Annotated in this window: 16 protein-coding genes; 5 read left to right on the top strand and 11 right to left on the bottom strand. The window is 39.7% G+C overall.

Going from position 1 to position 19,725, the window contains the following annotated elements; all coding sequences use genetic code 11:
* Positions 1–97 precede the first annotated feature (97 nt).
* The 5 genes from INP95_RS06330 to INP95_RS06310 form a co-directional block, all read right to left on the bottom strand.
* Positions 98–2,053 carry a site-specific recombinase gene (locus INP95_RS06330; RefSeq protein ID WP_197560353.1) on the bottom strand — a complete coding sequence of 652 codons (1,956 nt, stop codon included), beginning with the start codon at positions 2,051–2,053 and terminating at the stop codon, positions 98–100.
* Between the two features lie 146 nt (positions 2,054–2,199).
* Positions 2,200–3,252: a ferric ABC transporter ATP-binding protein gene (gene fbpC, locus INP95_RS06325; RefSeq protein WP_197560352.1), complete on the bottom strand. Its 1,053-nt coding sequence runs from the start codon at positions 3,250–3,252 to the stop codon at positions 2,200–2,202.
* Between the two features lie 24 nt (positions 3,253–3,276).
* A complete protein-coding gene (locus tag INP95_RS06320) occupies positions 3,277–5,334 on the bottom strand; it encodes an ABC transporter permease (protein WP_049370560.1) in 2,058 nt (685 codons plus the stop codon).
* Positions 5,335–5,399: 65 nt separating this feature from the next.
* The gene (locus INP95_RS06315; protein ID WP_178165308.1) at positions 5,400–6,437 is read right to left on the bottom strand and encodes an ABC transporter substrate-binding protein; all 1,038 of its coding nucleotides are present in this window, start codon (positions 6,435–6,437) and stop codon (positions 5,400–5,402) included.
* Positions 6,438–6,574: 137 nt separating this feature from the next.
* Entirely contained in the window at positions 6,575–7,615 is a 1,041-nt protein-coding gene (locus INP95_RS06310; protein ID WP_005697792.1) for an ABC transporter substrate-binding protein, read from the bottom strand.
* 185 nt (positions 7,616–7,800) lie between these two features.
* On the opposite strand from INP95_RS06310, the gene udk reads away from it, so the two are divergent.
* The 4 genes from udk to INP95_RS06290 are packed head-to-tail and all read left to right on the top strand — an operon-like array spanning position 7,801 to position 11,404.
* Entirely contained in the window at positions 7,801–8,442 is a 642-nt protein-coding gene (gene udk, locus INP95_RS06305; RefSeq protein ID WP_049372428.1) for a uridine kinase, read from the top strand.
* 8 nt (positions 8,443–8,450) lie between these two features.
* Positions 8,451–9,032 (top strand): dCTP deaminase, encoded by a 582-nt coding sequence (gene dcd / locus INP95_RS06300; RefSeq protein WP_005696382.1) that lies wholly within the window; start codon positions 8,451–8,453, stop codon positions 9,030–9,032.
* Between the two features lie 3 nt (positions 9,033–9,035).
* Positions 9,036–10,226, top strand: a complete 1,191-nt coding sequence (locus INP95_RS06295; RefSeq protein ID WP_049374406.1) for an AsmA-like C-terminal region-containing protein — start codon at positions 9,036–9,038, stop codon at positions 10,224–10,226.
* Positions 10,226–11,404: a sugar transporter gene (locus INP95_RS06290; RefSeq protein ID WP_049374405.1), complete on the top strand. Its 1,179-nt coding sequence runs from the start codon at positions 10,226–10,228 to the stop codon at positions 11,402–11,404. Before INP95_RS06295 ends, INP95_RS06290 begins: the two co-directional genes overlap by 1 nt.
* A gap of 50 nt (positions 11,405–11,454) precedes the next feature.
* On the opposite strand, the gene INP95_RS06285 is transcribed toward INP95_RS06290, so the two are convergent.
* The 5 genes from INP95_RS06285 to uvrD form a co-directional block, all read right to left on the bottom strand.
* Positions 11,455–12,438: a peptide ABC transporter ATP-binding protein gene (locus INP95_RS06285; protein ID WP_049374404.1), complete on the bottom strand. Its 984-nt coding sequence runs from the start codon at positions 12,436–12,438 to the stop codon at positions 11,455–11,457.
* Complete coding sequence (gene dppD / locus INP95_RS06280; RefSeq protein WP_005699545.1) at positions 12,431–13,414, bottom strand: dipeptide ABC transporter ATP-binding protein; 984 nt, start codon at positions 13,412–13,414, stop codon at positions 12,431–12,433. Before dppD ends, INP95_RS06285 begins: the two co-directional genes overlap by 8 nt.
* 8 nt (positions 13,415–13,422) lie before the next feature.
* Positions 13,423–14,319 (bottom strand): ABC transporter permease subunit, encoded by an 897-nt coding sequence (locus INP95_RS06275; protein WP_197560351.1) that lies wholly within the window; start codon positions 14,317–14,319, stop codon positions 13,423–13,425.
* Between the two features lie 12 nt (positions 14,320–14,331).
* On the bottom strand, positions 14,332–15,336 hold the full coding sequence (locus INP95_RS06270) for an ABC transporter permease subunit (protein WP_049370180.1): 1,005 nt from the start codon (positions 15,334–15,336) through the stop codon (positions 14,332–14,334).
* 109 nt (positions 15,337–15,445) lie between these two features.
* Positions 15,446–17,623 carry a DNA helicase II gene (uvrD, locus tag INP95_RS06265; protein ID WP_049370179.1) on the bottom strand — a complete coding sequence of 726 codons (2,178 nt, stop codon included), beginning with the start codon at positions 17,621–17,623 and terminating at the stop codon, positions 15,446–15,448.
* A gap of 146 nt (positions 17,624–17,769) precedes the next feature.
* Between uvrD and INP95_RS06260 the strand changes: the two genes are divergently transcribed.
* Positions 17,770–18,816: an ABC transporter substrate-binding protein gene (locus INP95_RS06260; protein WP_049370178.1), complete on the top strand. Its 1,047-nt coding sequence runs from the start codon at positions 17,770–17,772 to the stop codon at positions 18,814–18,816.
* 69 nt (positions 18,817–18,885) lie between these two features.
* Here INP95_RS06260 and fdhD read toward each other — a convergent pair whose 3' ends face one another.
* Positions 18,886–19,695 (bottom strand): formate dehydrogenase accessory sulfurtransferase FdhD, encoded by an 810-nt coding sequence (fdhD, locus tag INP95_RS06255; RefSeq protein ID WP_197560350.1) that lies wholly within the window; start codon positions 19,693–19,695, stop codon positions 18,886–18,888.
* Positions 19,696–19,725 lie beyond the last annotated feature (30 nt).

Below are 19,725 nucleotides of genomic sequence, written 5' to 3'. Positions count from 1 at the left end.
TTATCGCATTAGATGAGCAACATGATAACGCAAATTAAATTGTGCGAAAAGAAAGTGCGGTCAAAAACGTTGATATTTTTGACCGCACTTAAGTCGATTATTTATCTAATTGAACAGGAAGAAATAAGCTCAATGGTCGTTTTTTCACAATTTGGCAAACTTCATGCCAAATTGGCCACCAGCTATCAATTTCCGCATTCAAAGAACGCAATGCAACCCAAAGCGTTAATGAAAAACTGACAATTAAATTCACTAAACCAATCAACAATACAAAAGCAATGCATTGTAAAAGCAATGAATAGGTAAAATGTCCGCTCACGGCAATATAGCCCACATTTGCAGATGAAAATGCCACATGACGAATATCTAACGGAAGATGCGTTAAGTACCCCACCACACCGGTAATCCCAAGCAGCATACCAAAGCAAAGGTTACCAATTAGCGAGCCATAATTCTCATGCATATAATTAGCAAATTTAACGCGAGTCTTCTCAGACATTAGTTTTTTCAATAACGGATGCTGAGTTAAACGCATACGCATATTCAAATAATTGCTACGGTTATCAAAATAGCCCGAAATAATCCCTGAACAGAATAACCATACCCCCGCAATGGCGGCAAACCATAAGGTTCCCGCAAAAGGATCAATACTATGTAATTGATACGCGATTTGATCAGCATTCATCAATGGTTCACCTGTTTTATATTGGTAACCAAACGCAATCAATGCAGCCAATCCCATCGCAATAAGTACATTGCCTAGCACCGCAATACTTTGAGAGCGAAATACATCCACTAATAATTGGGCTAATTTCATATTGACGCTTTTACCTTGAGGCGTTTTCTCAACAGCCTCAGCAAAACGGGCTGCAGTCATGGCGGGCTGTTTCGTCGCTACCGTAAAATGCAACATAAAGATCACCATAAAACCTAAGCCGTAATTTAAGCCTTCGGCAACCCCTTTCCAGACTTTGTCATCAATAATGCTACCTAGATAGATTTTAAATAGCGCCATCAGTGCAATTAATACACCACCACCTGCCGCAGAATAAAACATTGCCCAGAACTCTTTTTTATCTCGCGTAATGTAGTGCTCGCCATGATCACCCGCATTTTGGGTAATGCTACGTGAAATTAATCTTGAGCTTTGTTTCCATAATCGGGTGATGCTATGTTTTTCTGCTGCTGCGCGGGCAAAACAGCCGGTTAATAACAATATTCGGCGTGGTAAATAGCGATTTGAAACAAAAATCGCCATCAAGGTTTCTAATCGTTCCAAGGTCTGAGAAAGACGCTCCAATAAATAAGCCGTATTTAAAGAAGAGCCCACCACTGCTCCACGTTTTTGCAAACGCTCAACCAAATTTTTACATTGGCTAAACATTACCTGCAAATGACTATCATCAAAAACGGTTGATTGGCGGCGCGCCTGTAACCAATTCACCACTTCATGGTGCAATGCGACAAAAGGGGAATCAGCATTCAACAGAGAGGGCTCCATTCGCATCAACTCAGGATCCATATCTTCAGCTGCAATCCAAATTGAAAGCATCTCAATGGCAAATAACCCTTCACTTTCAATATGATTTTTTAAACGTTCCCGATCTTTTTGTTCTGTATAACGGGTTAAAACGCCAAATACGCCTCGCCACGTTTTTAAAGGAACGGCATCAATCCAGCGTGCATCATTTTTATCGCTAAACAATAAATAAAAAATATCACGTAAATCATTAATATCTTTAAAAGAGGGGTTAAAACGCTCATAAATACGCGTTTTCATTTCTTGCCCAAAACCGCCACGCGTAAGAATGCCACTACTAATAAACAACGGATAAAGGCGTAAACCACATAACCAATCACATAATAATTTCGAAACAGAATAACCTAATTCTTTATCGTTCTTTAAGATAAACTTAAATAAATGCAAGGTCGGAGAAATTTTTTCTGTGGGGCTGCTACGTAATAATTGGCACAAGCCCTCTACGAGACCAAAGGCATCGTTTTCCGCCACTTTGTTACGCAAAAATTGCGGTAAGGTATCGGTTTTAATCATGAGCTTTCCCCCTTCTATCGTTTATATTCAAAAGCGAGACATTATACAGCTCTGTTAGATAAAGTAAAATGAGCGGAAAAGTGCGGTCAATTTTGAAAGGATTTTAAAAGAAAAGGCGTATGCTTCCATACGCCCTTAAATTGATATTATTTCTCTTTCTTCAGCAAGAAAATACCTTGTTCAGAGAAATTCACATAAGCTTGTTTAAGCTCGGCATTGAAGTCTTCTGGTTTGGTGTTAATGAGTAATTCTTTGCCAGCCCAAATTGCCACCACTTCCCAGTGGTTACCCATATAGACTGCACTCTTGATTTCACACTGTTGTGCTGCCTCACCTTCTGCTTTTAAGTAAATCGCTTCAGGACGAACGCCCACTAAGCACTCGCCATCCGGTAAATTGAATTGCGCCGCATTGCTTAATGGCAATTTGTAGCCATTCACGTCAATGGTGTTATTTTCTAATTTACCTTCAAAGATGCTTGATTCGCCCATGAAGTTTGCAAGGAATAAAGAATTTGGACGCAAATAAAGCTCTTTTGCTGGCGCTTTTTGCATGATTTTACCTTTATTCATGACGATAACTTCATCAGATACCGCAAATGCTTCGGTTTGGTCGTGAGTCACATAAAGTGAGGTAATGCCTAAACTTTGTTGTAGTTCACGGATTTTTTCACGCATAGAACGACGTAAGTTTGCATCCAAGTTACTTAATGGTTCATCAAAAAGTAATACTTTTGGTTTTAACACTAACGCACGCGCTAAAGCGACACGTTGTTGTTGACCACCTGAAATTTGATCCACGAAACGATCTTCAAACCCTGCTAAGTCAACCAACTCTAACGCTTCTTTTACACGTTTAGCGCGTTCTTCTTTACCCACGCCTTGCATACGTAAACCATAACCCACGTTATCACCGATACTCATATGTGGGAACAATGCGTAAGACTGGAATACGATACAAATATCACGATTTTGAATGGATGATTTGGTTACATCTTCACCATCAATAAAAATTTGACCTGAAGTTGGGTTTTCTAAGCCTGCCACTAAACGTAACACCGTGGTTTTACCACAACCAGATGGCCCTAATAAGGTCACCATAGTGCCACGTTTAATGGTTAAATCTAAATTATCAATGACTGTGGATTTACCAAAAGATTTAGTGATATTTTTTAATACTAAGAAATCATTATTACTCATAATATTTACCTACAACTTAACGAGTTAATTCATTTTTTTCGCTTTAGAACGGGAAATTCGGGTATCACCCACAATCCAGTCAAAGAATAAAATAATGGCCATCATCACGATGATTAAAATCGAACCGTATGCGATAGCAACACCATATTCACCATCTTCTACACGGTTTAAAATATAAGCTGTTGCCACACGTGTATCAGCGGTGACTAAGAAGATGATCGCACTCACGGTAGTCATCGCACGAACGAAGCTGGTGACCAATGCAGAAAGTAACGCTGGTTTTAATAATGGTAAAACGATAAACCACAAGGTTTTCCATGAGCTACCTTTTAAAGAAAGAGACGCTTCATCGAGTGATTTATCTAATTGACCAAGACCTGCAATCGCTGCACGCATACCGATTGGTAAATCACGCATGACCATTGAGATGATCACGATAATGCTGGTACCCGTAATATAAAGTGGCGCATTGTTAAAGGCTAAAATATAAGATACCCCTGCAACGGTTCCTGGTACCGCGAAGCAAAGCATGGTTAAGAATTCAAGAGATTTTTTACCTTGGAAATCTTTACGCACCACAATATACGCAATTAATAAACCGAAAAGTGCGGTCAATGGTGCGGCAATTCCTGCGTAAATTAAGGTATTAATCAATGATGGCCATGCCCCATCGCTTAAGCCTTGTCCGAATAACATCGCATAGTTTTTCAAGGTTAAGGTGTAATCCACCCCCCAGTTTACGGTGAAACTACCGTAGAAAATACTGCCGTATAACGCTAAGTTAAAGAGTACCCAGAAACCAAGCATACCAATAATGGTATATTTCAAGCCGGTTGGTAAATCTTGTACATCACCACGATAGGATTTGCCTGAAACAGTCACATAAGAGCGGTTACCAATCCAAATATATTGGATGATAAATACGGCTAATGAGAAGATTAAAAGCATCGAACCTAACGTACTTGCTGACGCATAATCCAATTGTGAACCAGCAATATAGAAGTAGATTTGCGTTGCAATTACGTCAAAGCTACCGCCCAATACTAACGGGTTACTAAAGTCCGCTAAGGATTGGATAAACACGATTAAAAATGAGTTTGCCAATGCCGGACGCAATAATGGGAAAATGATATTGAAGAATGTTTGGTAACGATTTGCACGTAAGGTGTAAGACGCTTCTTCAATTGATGGGTGAACCGATTTTAATGCCCCATCTAAAATCATGAATGAAATCGGCGCAAAAGCAAGAATCTGTGCAATGGCAATCCCGTTAAAGCCGTATAACCAGTTATGGTTCTCAAATCCAAATGTTGAAGCTAAGAACTCAGTCACATAACCAGAACGGCCAAGCATTAATGTTACCCCTAAACCCACAACGAATGGCGGTGTGACGATTGGTAAAATAGAGAAAATTTTACCAATAAATGCCGTTCTACGAGCAATACGGGTGGTATAAAGTGCAAAAGCTAAACCGAAAATTGTTGATACGATACCTACAAAGCCAGATAAGAATAACGAGTTGCTAATAACTCGAACAATATAGCTTTGAGTCAAAATTCGCATCACTTGTTGTGGTGCAAAGGTATCACCGTCATAAAACATGGATACAAAGATCGCCAATGTTGGATAAACGATGAAGAAGAAAATTAATAAGATAATGCAAAGTAAAGAGGCAATAATAAATTTATCCCCTTGCATCACTTTTAATTTCGCGAAGGAAAATGTCGCCAATGCGGTTAAACTCGCGATTAATACAATCACAGAATAACCCATACTGACTTTATAAATTGTCGCACTGACAAAGATAAATAATGTCGCTGCTGCAATAAGATACAGCTCAGCTTTCGCTTGCGTATCCTTCGGTAATTTAAGAAGTGGCATCAATCCGTATAAAATAACCGGTAAAAACCATAATGCCGTAATATTTAACGAAGACCAACCCATTGCACCTAGGTATTCATCGCTTGTGCTTTCAAACAAGCCATAATCTAAAGCGTGGGAAGGCAGAAGAAGAAATGCAATCACTGCAAGAATTATCCAAAAGTTAGCGGATTGGATAATAGGAAGTTTATTTGCGTTCATACAACCTCGCATAAAAGAAAAAAGCGAAATAATATAATAGCTATTATTTCGCTATGTATACATCATTATTTTGCTAATTTAACATCATCAACCCATTTTGTGATCAAACGTTTACGTAAATCACTTGAGCCGTATTTGTCAAAATCATAATTAATTAAATTGATGGATTTAAAATCGAGCGCATAAGGCGATTGCTCAGCAGTGCTATTGGTTAAAATAGAATACGCTTCTCCTTTTTTCCAGGTTAGCTCTTGCGCTTCTTTTGATAACGCCCAATCCACAAATAATTTTGCATTTTCAAGGTTTCTTGCACCTTTAATAATGCTCACGCCACCAATTTCATAGCCTGTACCTTCGCAAGGTACAACTAATTCTACTGGTGCACCTTTGGCTTTCTCTAAAGAATATTCATGTAAAAAACCAATCCCAATTGCAGTTTCACCACGTGCCGTATTACGGGTTGCTGTGTTACCGGATTTGGTATATTGGGAAACGTTTTTATTGAGTTCTTTGAGATATTTGAATGCTTCATCCTCGCCCCAAAGTTGGATATAGGTGGCTAATTGTGTATAACCTGTTCCAGAACTTTGTGGATCAGCTGCTTGGATCTCATTACGGTACGCAGGATCGGCTAGATCTTTCCAACATTTTGGTGTCGGCAAATTGAGTTTTTTCAAACGTTCTGGATTAATACCGAAGCCTAATACACCGAGATAAATCGCGGAGGAATAGTTGCCTTTAATTTTAGCTGGGTCTCTAAACTGTTCAGGAATTTGTGCAAGATTTGGTGACTTATACGCTTCAAGTAAGCCCATTTCACCCGCTTGAGAATGCGGATCAAGCGTACCGCCATACCACACATCCCCTTGAGGGTTGTCTTTCTCAGCATCAATTTTGGCTAAAATTGTGCCTGTACCACCACGGATAAAACTAGTTTTGATTCCGTATTTTTTCTCAAAAGCCATGGTTTCTTGCTCGCACATCGTATTTTGTGCACTACAATAAACCACTAAACGACCTTCTGCAGCAGATGCGTGAGCACTTAGCAACACGCCACCAAATACAACACCAGAAAGTGCTAAAGCAACGTTAGACATTTTCATTGGTCCACTCCTGTGTTTATAAAATAAGATGAGCTAATACGCTCATCGTAGAAACCCACGTAAAAATCTATCTAGTGGGGCTAAAATGGTAAAAGTGCGGTCAAAAAATCTCATGTTTTTCAACCGCACTTTAAACATTATTTCGCTAATTTAACGTCTTGAACCCATTTTTCAATTAAGGCTTTGCGTTGTTCAGTTGCACCGTATTTTTCAAAGTCATAATTGATCAGGTTAAGTTTATTTGGATCAAACGCAGTTGGCGATTGTTCCGCTGTGGTGTTGGTTAAGATTTGTAAAGAATCACCTTGTTTCCACGCTAACTCTTGACCTTCTTTAGATAATGCCCAATCCACGAATAATTTTGCGTTATCAATGTTACGCGCACCTTTTAAGATACTTACGCCACCTAACTCGTAACCAGTACCTTCACAAGGCACCACTAATTCCAACGGCGCACCTTGACGTTTTTCAAGTGCGTAATCGTGTAAGAAACCGATGCCTACCGCAGTTTCACCACGTGCCGCATTACGAGACGGAGTGACACCTGATTTGGTGTATTGAGATACGTTTGGATGTAATGCTTTTAAGAAATCAAAGGCTTTTTCTTCGCCCCAAAGTTGAACGAAAGTAGCCAACGCAGTGTATGCTGTACCAGCACTTTGTGGGTCAGCAATTTGCACTTCGCCTTTTAAGCGAGGATCCGTTAAATCTTTCCAGCATTTTGGTACTTCTTTAATACCTAATTTTGCTAAACGCTCGGTATTCACACCAAAACCTAAGATACCCATGTAAATAGCGGATACATAATGTCCTTTGGTTTTTGCTGGATCACGGAAACGTTCAACAATTTCATCAATGTGTTTAGATTTATAAGGTTCGATTAAGCCCAACTCTGCCGCTTGAGCTTGAGGGTCGAATGTACCACCAAACCAAACGTCTGCTTGTGGGTTATTTTTTTCCGCTTCAACTTTTGCAAACGTACTGCCTGAACCATTGCGAATAAATGAGGTTTTCACATCATATTTTTCGCCAAAGGCTTTTGTTGTCGTTTCACAAAGAATATTGGTCGCACTACAATACACCACTAAACGCCCTTGAGCATTAACAGCTGATGATGTCATGAAGCCTGCAGCTAAAAGTGCGGTTGAAATGGAGAGAGAAATTTTATTCATTTTCATCGTACACTCCTCATAAATAACACTGATGAAATAATAAAAACGAGCACATCGTAAGCGAAAACGAAAAAAAATTCCGTGAACTACTTCACAAATTTAAAAAATTTAAATAAAAAAGAAAGATGAATTTAAACTGATTTTTCTTTATAATCTTTGTAATTTTTACCTTCCGTTTTTGAGGACGTTCTATGTCAGACTCATCTTGTATTATCATCGCTATCACGGGGGCATCCGCTTCAGGCAAAAGCTCCATTGCTTCCACCGTTCATAAAGAACTTTGCAACGACTTAGGTTGTGAAGAAATTGGGATTATTGCTGAAGATAGCTACTATAAAGATCAAAGTCATTTAGAGATGAGTGAGCGAGTAAAAACCAACTATGACCACCCGAGTTCAATGGACAGAGATTTACTCATTCAACACTTAAAAGATTTAAAAAACGGAACTGCCGTTGATATTCCCGTCTATAGCTATGTTGATCACACCCGAACAGGCGAAACCAAGCACTTCACCCCGAAAAAAATTGTGATTTTAGAAGGGATCTTATTGCTTACTGATGAGCGAGTTCGCCAATTAGCCGATATTTCTGTGTTCGTGGATACACCATTAGATATTTGTTTTATCCGTCGTTTACAACGTGATATGGAAGAGCGTGGTCGTTCATTACAATCTGTCATTGACCAATATCGTGCAACTGTTCGACCTATGTTCTTACAATTTATTGAGCCATCAAAGCAATATGCAGACATCGTGATTCCTCGCGGTGGTAAAAATCGTATTGCGATTAATATGTTGAAAGCTCAAATTCTTCATTTATTAAACCAAAAATAGGAAAAATCATGCGTCTTTGCGATACCGATATCGAACGCTATCTAGATGATGGCATTATTTCTTTAACGCCTCGTCCTGAAAATGACAAAATCAATGGGGCAACCATTGATGTGCGTTTAGGCAATTCATTTCGAGTATTTCGTGAACATTCCGCACCTTATATTGATTTAAGTGGCCCGAAAGAAGAAGTCTCTGCTCAACTTGAATCAGTGATGAGTGACGAAATTATTATCGGTGATGATGAAGCCTTCTTCTTACATCCAGGTATGTTGGCATTAGCAACTACATTAGAGTCTGTGAAACTCCCTGCCAATATTATCGGTTGGCTAGATGGGCGTTCTTCACTTGCTCGTTTAGGTTTAATGGTACATGTAACCGCACATCGTATCGATCCAGGTTGGGAAGGCAAAATTGTGTTGGAATTCTATAACTCCGGCAAATTACCTTTAGCATTACGTCCCAATATGGTGATTGGTGCTTTAAGTTTTGAAGTATTAAGTGGCCCAGCTGCACGTCCGTACACCAGCCGTAAAGATGCCAAATATAAACATCAGCAAAATGCGGTAGCGAGCCGAATTAATGAGGATTAATCTATGAAAAAGATCGCAATTAGCCTGTTGATCGTGCTGTTTGCGATCTTTGCTTTTTTTTATGTTCAACTTCAACAAGCTAAGAGTCTTTTGACCGAACAACTGACGAAACGAGATATTCAACTTGAAACGGTAAGTATTAGCCTCTTTCCACAGCCTGTTATTTCCTTAGAAAAGGTTAAATATCACGCGATTTCTGCACAAAAAATTGAAGGAAAATTACCTTTTATTTCACTCGTTTTTGGGAATCCAACGATTGACGAAATTCAAATCCAGCAAGCCCGCTTTACTGAAAATGCATTGAATTCAGCCAATATCCGCATGGCATTTTCAGATTTTGCACTCAAACAATTTTTAACAAAAGATCTTACTTTTAATGGTAGCAACCATATTTGGGTGAACCTTGAAAAACCTATTTATGGCAACACCGCAACCTTTGATTTTCTTTTTAACAAAGGAAATATCGCCCTTCGCCAGGAAGGTGAATCGCTTATTCAATTTGATGACGTTCAATTCAATCAGCAAAAATTAGGCTATATTGAAATTCATGCTGATTTAACGAAACCACAGAAACTTGCCATTGGTTACATTCGACCGACATGCACCACGAATTGTCTTGCCGTACTCAAATTTAGTAGCTATCTGCAAAAAAGTGCGGTCAATTTTTCTGGTAAAAATTTTCCGTTAACACAGTTGTTAGCGCTACTTAATTTTCCTCAAACCATGACGGGCACAAGTGATTTTAATGTTCAATTAGCTTTTGCAAATTCAGAATTAGCTCAAGGGAAATTTGATTTTAATGCACGTGATGGTGAACTTTTAGGACTTAATCTACTAGATATGGCAGCGCAGTATTTACCAATTAATTACAACAGCGATTTAACCGCAAGTAGAAATATGAACACTCCTTATGAGCGTTTTGAATCAAGTCTTTCATTCGAAAATCATTTACTCAAAGTCGATAAAATAAACTTAAAAACAACCGCACTTTTGGCGGATGGTTCTGGAGCCATTGATTTAGATAATGTACAATGTGATGTCAATTTAACCTTAAGATCCACTAACGAAAAATACAAAAAGCTGGCATTGCCTATTCGCTTTTTCGATAGTTGCTACTCACCACAGTATAAGGTGAATATTGACCAAAACTTTCGTCATCAATTGAAAGAATTAATTAAAGAGAAATTAAAATAATGTCATTTTATCAGAAAGCAGAAAGAACCCAATATTGGCGCGTAGTCATCATGGCTTGCGCCGCTTTTATTTTTAATACCACGGAATTTGTGCCAGTTGCGTTACTCACTGACATCGGACAAAGTTTTGATATGCAAAGCTCCGATGTAGGTTTAATGATGACCGTTTATGCTTGGACGGTTATGATTATGTCTTTACCCGCCATGCTCGCGACAGGTGATATGGAACGTAAAGGCTTATTGCTGAAACTTTTCGTTATTTTTATCATCGGCCATATTATCTCAGTCATTGCGTGGAATTATTGGATTCTTCTCATTGCTCGTATGTGTATTGCGGTAGCGCATTCACTCTTCTGGGCAATTACCGCATCATTAGTGATGCGTGTGGCACCGAAGAATAAGAAAACACAAGCAATTGGTATGCTCGCTATCGGTACATCCCTTGCGACTATTTTAGGCTTACCATTAGGCCGTTTAGTCGGTCAATTAGTTGGCTGGCGTATTACTTTTGCAATCATTGCCGTATTAGCTTTGGTTGTGATGGTATTTATTATGCGTTTATTACCAAATCTACCAAGTAAAAATGCAGGCTCGTTATCTAGTCTGCCGATTTTAGCAAAACGTCCATTACTGATTGGACTTTATGCTACAACGGCAATCATTGTTTCAGCACACTTTACCGCTTATACCTACATTGAACCCTTTATGGTTCAAATCGGCGAACTCGATCCAAATCTTGCAACGATAATTTTGTTAGTTTTTGGGGTTTCTGGCATTACCGCAAGTGTGATCTTTAACCGCTTATACCGTTTCGGTCCAACTCAATTTATCAGTGGGGCTATGATTTTACTGGCTATATCTTTAACATTTATGCTTGCCTCTGCGAGTTATACCGCCACGATGTTTACCCTTGCTTTTATTTGGGGGATTGGCATCTCTTGTATCGGACTGGCATTACAAATGCGCGTACTACAACTTGCTCCTGATGCAACGGACGTAGCAAGTGCCATTTATTCCGGTATTTTCAATGCAGGTATTGGTGCAGGTGCACTGTTTGGTAACCAAATCGCTCGCCATGTTGGTCTTGAATATATTGGATTTAGCGGTGCAGCATTAGCGATGATTGCACTCGGCATCTTTGTCTTCTTCAATTTCCGCTATCGCGCTCAAAATGTCTAAAAAAATGACCGCACTTACTCAATAAGTGCGGTCATTTTCTTTTCTCTTTTCTAATCGAGATGGAAACAAGCGATTAGCTTACCATCAGGATATTTTTCCAATTTCGGTTGCTCATTTCGACATTTATCGATCGCTTTCCAACAACGCGGATTAAAAGCACAACCTTTTGGCGGATTAATCGGACTTGGTAATTCTCCGGTTAATTTAATCCGCTGGCGACGTAATTCAGGTGACAATCTTGGTGTTGCTGAAAGTAACGCTTGTGTATAAGGATGCTGAGGATTAGCAAAGATCTGCTCTTTTGAGCCCATTTCAACACAGCGGCCTAAATACATCACCATCACCTCATCAGCAATATGCTCAACCACTGAAAGATCATGGGAAATAAACACATAAGATAAACCAAGCTCAGCTTGTAAATCCATCATCAAATTCAGCACTTGCGCACGAACAGATACGTCTAACGCTGAAACAGGTTCATCCGCTACAACCACGTCAGGATCAAGCATTAAACCACGAGCAATCGCGATACGCTGACGTTGTCCGCCCGAAAACATATGTGGATAGCGATCATAAAACTCTGCACGCAATCCCACTTTCGCCATCATGGACAATACTTTTTCTTTACGTTCTTTTGCCGATAGATTAGTATTGATGACTAAAGGCTCTTCCAAAATTGTGCCGATTTTCTTACGCGGATTTAGTGATGCATAAGGGTTTTGAAACACGATTTGGATTTTCTGACGGCGCAATGCTTTCGTTTCGTGATCATTCTCTAAGAAATTTTGCCCGTTGTAGTACAACTCACCTTCTGTCGGTTCTTCTATCATCGTCAAAAGACGGCCTAGTGTCGATTTACCACAACCAGACTCGCCTACCACCGCAAGGGTTTTACCACGTTCTAAGGAAAAAGACACACCATCTAATGCTTTCACTTGCTGTGTTTTAGCAAACATCCCTTTTTTGACAGGATAATATTTCTTCAGCCCAATAGCATTAAGCAATGGTGCATTTTTTTGTGCGACATTAGACATTGCTTGGTTCTCCTTGGGCATTTAATGGGGTGTGACATTTTACTTGTCGATTTCCTATTTGACGCAATTCAGGTTCAACACTTCGACAAAGATCGGTCGCATACGGACAGCGTGGATTTAACAAACAACCTTGTGGGCGATCGTATTTACCTGGCACCACTCCGGGTAAAGATTGTAAACGAGATTTACCCTCTGCAAACTCCGGTAAAGAACGCAATAACGCTTGAGTGTAAGGATGTTTTGGCTCACGGAAAATATCTTCCGCCCGCCCTTCTTCCACTACTTGTCCTGCATACATCACAATAATACGATGTGCCGCTTCTGCGACTAACGCAAGATCATGCGTGATCAGAATCAACGACATACATTCTTTTTGCTGTAACTCAAGTAGCAAATCTACAATTTGTGCTTGAATAGTCACATCCAGTGCTGTGGTTGGTTCATCTGCAATGAGCAATCTCGGTTTACACGCTATCGCCATAGCAATCATAACGCGTTGGCTCATCCCGCCAGAAAGCTGGTGCGGATAAACATCAATTCGCGATTCAGGATCAGGAATACCCACTAAGCGTAATAGCTCTAAGGTGCGTTCACGGCGTTCTTTTTTGCTGCCGCCTTGATGCGCTTTGATGGCTTCCATAATTTGGAAACCTACTGTATAAGCAGGATTTAAGCTTGTCATTGGGTCTTGGAAGATCATAGCTATATCAGCCCCAACTAATTCCCGCTTTTCTTTTGCCGGTAAGCTTAAGAGATCTTTTCCTTCAAATTCTAGGCCTTTCGCTGAAACACGCCCGGGAAAATCAATCAAGCCCATCACTGCAAGGGAACTCACTGATTTCCCCGAGCCAGACTCTCCAACAATGCCTAATACTTCGCCTTGATTAACTTGGTAGCTAATACGATCCACCGCTTTAAAAGGTGCTTTTTCATCACCAAAGTGAACAGAAAGCTCTTTTACATCTAATAATGCCATTCTGCCCCCTATTGTTTTAATTTTGGATCGAGTGCATCACGCAACCCATCACCCATTAAGTTAAATGCTAAAACAAGCGATAAAATTACTAAACCTGGAATGGTAACCAACCAGTTTGCCGCCTGCATAAAGCTACGTGATTCAGATAACATAGTGCCCAATTCCGGTGTTGGTGGTTTTGCGCCGATACCTAAGAAACCTAAAGTCGCTAATTCTAAAATCGCATTAGAAATCCCCATCGTCATTTGTACGATGAGAGGCGCAAGGCAATTCGGTAAAATCACAATAAACATTAAACGTAATACGCTTGCTCCCGCCACTCGTGAAGAGGTAACATAATCTCTGTTTTTCTCATTCAATACCGCCGCACGTGTTAAACGCACATAACTTGGAATGGATACCACAGCAATCGCCAACGTCGCATTCGTTAAAGAGGGCTCTAAAATTGACACCACCACAATGGTTAAAAGCAAGTTTGGGATAGCCAACATGATGTCAATGAAACGAACAATTAATGTATCTAATGCTCCACCATAATAGCCTGCGAGCAAGCCAAGACTCGTTCCTAAAATGCAAGATAAAATGACAATAATGAAACCTGCAAAAACAGAAATGCGCGTACCATAAATAATGCGAGAAAGAATATCTCGACCAATGTCATCCGTACCCAGTAAATAAGTTGAATTGCCGCCTTCATACCACGCAGGCGGTAACAATAGCGCTGAACGATTTTGTTCTATAGGATCAAAAGGTGCAATCCAAGGGGCAAAAATACTGATTAATGCTACGACAAGAATAAAAATGAGCCCAATCACCGCCCCTTTATTTTGTTTAAAATAAAACCAAAACTCCTGCAACGGTGTGCGAGGCGCAATCGTTTCAATAGATAAAGTTTGTTCCGTCATTAATAAGGCTCCTTATTGATGGCGAATACGTGGGTTTACCACGCCATAAAGTAAATCGATCGTCAAATTCACTACAATAATAATTGTAGCAATAATCAACACGGCGCCTTGTAAGACGGGATAATCACGATTAGAAATCGCATCAATAATCCATTTACCAATACCCGGCCATGAGAAAATTGTTTCGGTTAAAACTGCACCGGATAATAACTGTCCTACAATCAATCCCACCACGGTCACAACAGGGATCAGTGCATTACGTAGCGCATGAACAATCACAATTCGGGTATAACTTAAGCCTTTGGCTTTTGCTGTACGAATATAATCTTCACCTAACACTTCCAACATCGAAGAACGTGTCATTCGGGTAATCACCGCAAGTGGAATGGTACCTAGCACAATAGACGGTAGAATCAATGACTTAATGGCATTTCCAAAGGCACCTGGCTCGCCTGAAAGCCAAGTATCGATTAACATAAAACCGGTTGGTGTATCGATCCAGAAACTATCTTCTAAACGTCCCCCTTGTGGTAAATCTAACCAAGGTGAAACATATAAGATCAAAATTAATCCCCACCAGAAAATTGGCATGGAATAACCCGTTAATGACATGGCTGTCACGGTATGAGAAATCCAGCTATCTTTCTTGACGGCCGCAATCGTTCCTAGCGTAATACCCGCAATTAACGACCAAAATAGCGCAAAAAAAGCCAATTCAAACGTGGCAGGGAAAAGTGTGAAAAACTCCCTCAGAACAGGTTGTTGGGTGCGGAATGATTCACCAAAATCACCTTGTATTACATTGCCAATATAATTGAAATATTGCTGATACAACGGTAAATCGAGACCAAGTTGTTTCATCATTTGTTGATGAACTTCTGGCGTTAAACCTCGCTCTCCCATCATGATCTCCACGGGATCCCCCGGAATAAAATGAATGAGCGCAAAAGTCACAAAAGTAATGGCGATAAAGGTAGGAATCACCATTAAAATACGTTTTAAAATAAATTTAAACATCTACTTCCCACATGATAAAAGTGCGGTCGTTTCTTCGAATGCTTTCGCACTTGGCACCTTGAGCATAAACATCAATATTCATACTCGTTGCAATAAAATCTTCCCGATTCTACCGCACTTTTTCTAATTTTGCCAAATGCGCAATCAGCCACTTAATGCCTTGAGCTTGGAAAGCAATTTGTAAACGGGTGTTATTATCTGAGCCTTCAACGTTTATCACTGTGCCAAAACCAAACTTTTCATGTTTCACTTTTTGCCCCATTTTCCATTCATTTTCTGGCAAACTCGTGCTTAAACTTCCTACTTTCGCTTGGTTTAATGCTCGAGTCACCGTTCCGCGCAAACGGATTTCTTGAATACACTCTGATGGCAATTCTGTGATAAATCGCGAAGGCAAATGGCGTTCTTCTTTCGTATAAACACGACGGCTTTCTGCATAACAAATCGTCAGTTTTTGCTTAGCTCGAGTAATGCCCACATAAGCAAGACGGCGTTCTTCCTCCAAACGACCAGGCTCTTCAAATGAACGGAAACTTGGGAATACACCCTCTTCTACCCCCACCATAAATACGCGCGGGAATTCCAAGCCTTTTGCAGAGTGTAAAGTCATCATTTCCACACAAGATTGATGCGGCGAAGCCTGCTCTTCTCCCGCCTCTAAAGAAGCATGAGTTAAAAAGGCGGTAAGATCGGTCATATCCTCTGCGTCATCAGGTTTGATAAATTCTCGGGTTGCCGTCACCAATTCTTCTAAGTTTTCAATACGCACTTCACCTTTCTCGCCTTTTTCCTGTTTATACATATCGTATAAGCCTGAATGTTTAATCACGAAATCAGTCTGTGCAAACAATGGCATTTCGGCTGTATCAACCTGCAAAGAATTAATCAACTCTTGGAAACGAAGTAATGCGGTTGAAGCACGTCCCGTTAGCATATTTTCTTGTGTGGCTACTTGAACAGCTTGCCATAAGGTAATTTGACGTTCACGGGTTAAATTTCGTAACACATCTAAAGTACGATCGCCAATACCACGCGTAGGCGTATTAATCACACGTTCAAACGCGGCATCATCTTGACGATTATTAATTAAGCGTAAATATGCCAACGCATCTTTAATTTCTTGGCGCTCGAAGAATCGCATCCCTCCATAAATTCGATAAGGAATTTGACAACGAATCAAGGCTTCTTCAATGACGCGAGATTGGCTATTACTACGATATAAAACAGCACAATCATCTAATTTCCCACCGTCATCTACCCAGTTTTGAATTTGAGACGCCACAAATTTTGCTTCATCTAACTCATTAAATGCTGCATAAATACCCACTGGCTCGCCCATTTCACCGTCAGTCCATAAATTCTTACCGAGGCGATCACTATTATTCGAAATAAGTTGGTTGGCACTTTTCAGAATATTGCCGGTAGAACGATAATTTTGCTCCAAACGAATAGTTTCAGCGTTGAAATCTTTTAGGAATTTTTGAATATTTTCGACCTGTGCACCACGCCAACCATAAATGGATTGGTCATCATCGCCCACAATCATCACTTTGCCCGTATTACCGGCAAGAATTTTGATCCAGGCATATTGGATTTTATTGGTATCTTGAAACTCATCCACCAAAATATGCTGAAAACGTTGCTGATAGCGTTGCAAAATCACAGGCTTTTTAGCAAATAATTCATACGCACGAATTAACAACTCAGCAAAATCCACCAAACCCGCACGATCACAAGTATCTTGATAAATTTGATAAATCTTAATCCACTCTTTTTCCTGGCGATCACCAAAATCATTAATATCTTGCGGTCTTAAACCTTCATCTTTTTTATTATTGATATACCAGCACGCTTGTTTCGGTGGAAATGCTTTATCGTCATAATTGTGCAATTTCATCAAGCGTTTTACTAAACGAAGTTGGTCTTCAGAATCCAAAATTTGGAAATCTTGTGGCAAGTTCACATCTAAATGGTGAGCGCGTAATAATCGATGGGCAATGCTATGGAATGTGCCAATCCACATGCCAAATAGATTCGATTGAGCATGTTTGGATAAGGTATCTTGAATACGATGACGCATTTCAGCAGCGGCTTTATTAGTAAAAGTTACCGCCATAATGCTACCTTCAGAAATATTTTCTACGGCAATCAACCAAGCAATACGATGAGTCAATACACGAGTTTTACCACTTCCTGCACCAGCAAGCACAAGATAATTGCCAAGTGGTGCTGCCACTGCTTCACGTTGTTTATCATTCAAGCCATCAAGTAATTCTGAAATATCCATTGCTCTTATTTTAATCTGGTTAAATTTACAGGGATTATAGTGGGAATTATATTTTTAAACAACCTGATATTTACAAATTTACTCCGCCCCTTTATATTAGCAATATCAAATAATTACTAAATATTGACGAAGTTAAAGGAGACACAATGTCAATTAAAACAACGCTAAAATTAACCGCACTTTCAGCCCTAACCGCCCTCGCATACACTTCTCACGCACAGGCTGAAGGAAAACTTACCGTCTATTGTAGCGTACAAAATGTAGTATGCGAAAAAGTTACTCAAGCCTTTAGTAAAAAATACAACGTAGATGCACAATTTGTACGTAATAGTACAGGCGTTGTATTAGGCAAAATTAAAGCTGAAAAAGAAAACCCACAAGCTGATTTCTGGTTTGGTGGCACGATTGAACCTCATCTCCAAGCGGCTGAATTAGGCTTACTTGAATCCTATCGTTCCCCATTACAAAAAGATATCATGCCGCAGTTTAAATCTTTAATGGATCAACGTGGCAATTTCACCTCTGTGATTTACTTAATGGAACTTGGCATTGGGGTCAATACTAAAAAATTAAAAGAATTGAATATTCCAGCGCCAAAATGTTATGCAGATCTAATAAAACCAGAATATCAAGGGCAAATTCAATATCCCGATCCACGTGTTTCTGGTACGGGTTATTCCCTTATCAGCACTTTTTCCACATTATGGGGAGAAGAAAAAGCTTTTGATTATTTAAAAAAATTAGAGCCAAATCTCATGCAACATACCAAAACAGGCCTTGCGAGCAACTATTTGGCTAACGGTACTGTAGCGATTGATTTAGGTTTTATGTTGGTTTATCCGCGTGAGAAGAAAAATGGTGCGCCAGTTGAAGGCATTTTACCATGCGAAGGCGTAGGCTATTCTTTAGGCGGGGCAAGCATTATTAAAGGAGCTAGAAACCTTGATAATGCCAAGCTATTTATGGATTTCGTGCTAAGCAAAGAAGCACAAGAAATTCCATGGAAAGAATCAGACTCTTACCAACTTCCAACCAATATCCATGCAGAACCTGCACCAGGTTTCCTACCGGCTGGTAAATTAAAACTGGTGAATATTGATTTTATGAAATTTGGTACAGATCAAGAAGGTAAACGCCTCACCCAACGTTGGGTTTCTGAAGTGCTCTTAGAGAGTAAATCGCCAAAAGAATAAAAGGAATAAACAAAAAGTGCGGTCAAAATAAGAATGTTTTTGACCGCACTCGTTTTTATATAGATAAAACTAAGCTAAAACCAACCGCTCTTTACCCGCATAGATATTGGCTTTTCCTGGGCGAGCAAAGCCGATAAGGGAAAGATTGTGTTGTTCTGCCATATTGACAGCAAGATCTGTTGCTGCAGAAATCGCAACAAGTAATTCGATACCACAAGCTACCGATTTTTGAACCATTTCATAACTGGCTCGACTTGAAACAAGTACGAATCCTTGCGGTTGATTCTGTTTAGCATGCCAGCCGATTAATTTATCTAGCGCTACATGCCGCCCGACATCCTCTCGAATCGCCAGTAAATTACCAGACAAATCAAAAAAGGCAGCTGCGTGTGTTGCTCCTGTTTCTTTTCCGAGTTCTTGATTGGCTTGTAATTGTTCTAAACAGCCATCTAATAAATTTAAATTAAATTGAAAAGTGCGGTCTAATTTTGGCAATTTTTTATAAACTTGTGAGATTTGTTCTGTGCCGCAAATGCCACATCCTGTTCTGCCTGTTAATGTTCGACGATGATCTTTTAATGCCACAAATTGACGGCTAGATAATTCAATTTGCACTTCAATACCATTGCATACTTCCACCACATCAATGCCATAAATATCCGCTTTTTTCTCAATAATCCCTTCCGCTAATGAAAAGCCTAAAGCAAAATCCTCTAAATCTTGGGGCGAGCACATCATGACGGTATGTGCAATACCATTATAGACAAGTGAAACAGGGACTTCCGCAGCCAAACTATCTTGTTTTTCCACTAAAAGTGCGGTCGAATTTTCAGATGTTTTTTTAAAAAAATTAATTGTTTTTTGAATTATCCAGTGCATTATTTTTTCCCAATAAAATGACTGTTGTAA

It is taken from the genome of Haemophilus parainfluenzae (genome assembly GCF_014931375.1).
Taxonomy (GTDB): Bacteria; Pseudomonadota; Gammaproteobacteria; order Enterobacterales; family Pasteurellaceae; genus Haemophilus_D.
Note: the sequence above shows the minus strand (reverse complement) of the source record. Positions and strands in the feature narration are given on the sequence as shown.

Coding starts and splice junctions, on each gene's coding strand:
- dppD (WP_005699545.1), bottom strand. CDS start 13,414: ATGGCATTATTAGATGTAAAAGAGCTTTCTGTTCACTTTGGTGATGAA.
- INP95_RS06275 (WP_197560351.1), bottom strand. CDS start 14,319: ATGACGGAACAAACTTTATCTATTGAAACGATTGCGCCTCGCACACCG.
- udk (WP_049372428.1), top strand. CDS start 7,801: ATGTCAGACTCATCTTGTATTATCATCGCTATCACGGGGGCATCCGCT.
- INP95_RS06290 (WP_049374405.1), top strand. CDS start 10,226: ATGTCATTTTATCAGAAAGCAGAAAGAACCCAATATTGGCGCGTAGTC.
- INP95_RS06270 (WP_049370180.1), bottom strand. CDS start 15,336: ATGTTTAAATTTATTTTAAAACGTATTTTAATGGTGATTCCTACCTTT.
- dcd (WP_005696382.1), top strand. CDS start 8,451: ATGCGTCTTTGCGATACCGATATCGAACGCTATCTAGATGATGGCATT.
- INP95_RS06260 (WP_049370178.1), top strand. CDS start 17,770: ATGTCAATTAAAACAACGCTAAAATTAACCGCACTTTCAGCCCTAACC.
- INP95_RS06320 (WP_049370560.1), bottom strand. CDS start 5,334: ATGAACGCAAATAAACTTCCTATTATCCAATCCGCTAACTTTTGGATA.
- INP95_RS06295 (WP_049374406.1), top strand. CDS start 9,036: ATGAAAAAGATCGCAATTAGCCTGTTGATCGTGCTGTTTGCGATCTTT.
- INP95_RS06315 (WP_178165308.1), bottom strand. CDS start 6,437: ATGAAAATGTCTAACGTTGCTTTAGCACTTTCTGGTGTTGTATTTGGT.
- uvrD (WP_049370179.1), bottom strand. CDS start 17,623: ATGGATATTTCAGAATTACTTGATGGCTTGAATGATAAACAACGTGAA.
- fbpC (WP_197560352.1), bottom strand. CDS start 3,252: ATGAGTAATAATGATTTCTTAGTATTAAAAAATATCACTAAATCTTTT.
- INP95_RS06285 (WP_049374404.1), bottom strand. CDS start 12,438: ATGTCTAATGTCGCACAAAAAAATGCACCATTGCTTAATGCTATTGGG.
- INP95_RS06330 (WP_197560353.1), bottom strand. CDS start 2,053: ATGATTAAAACCGATACCTTACCGCAATTTTTGCGTAACAAAGTGGCG.
- fdhD (WP_197560350.1), bottom strand. CDS start 19,695: ATGCACTGGATAATTCAAAAAACAATTAATTTTTTTAAAAAAACATCT.
- INP95_RS06310 (WP_005697792.1), bottom strand. CDS start 7,615: ATGAAAATGAATAAAATTTCTCTCTCCATTTCAACCGCACTTTTAGCT.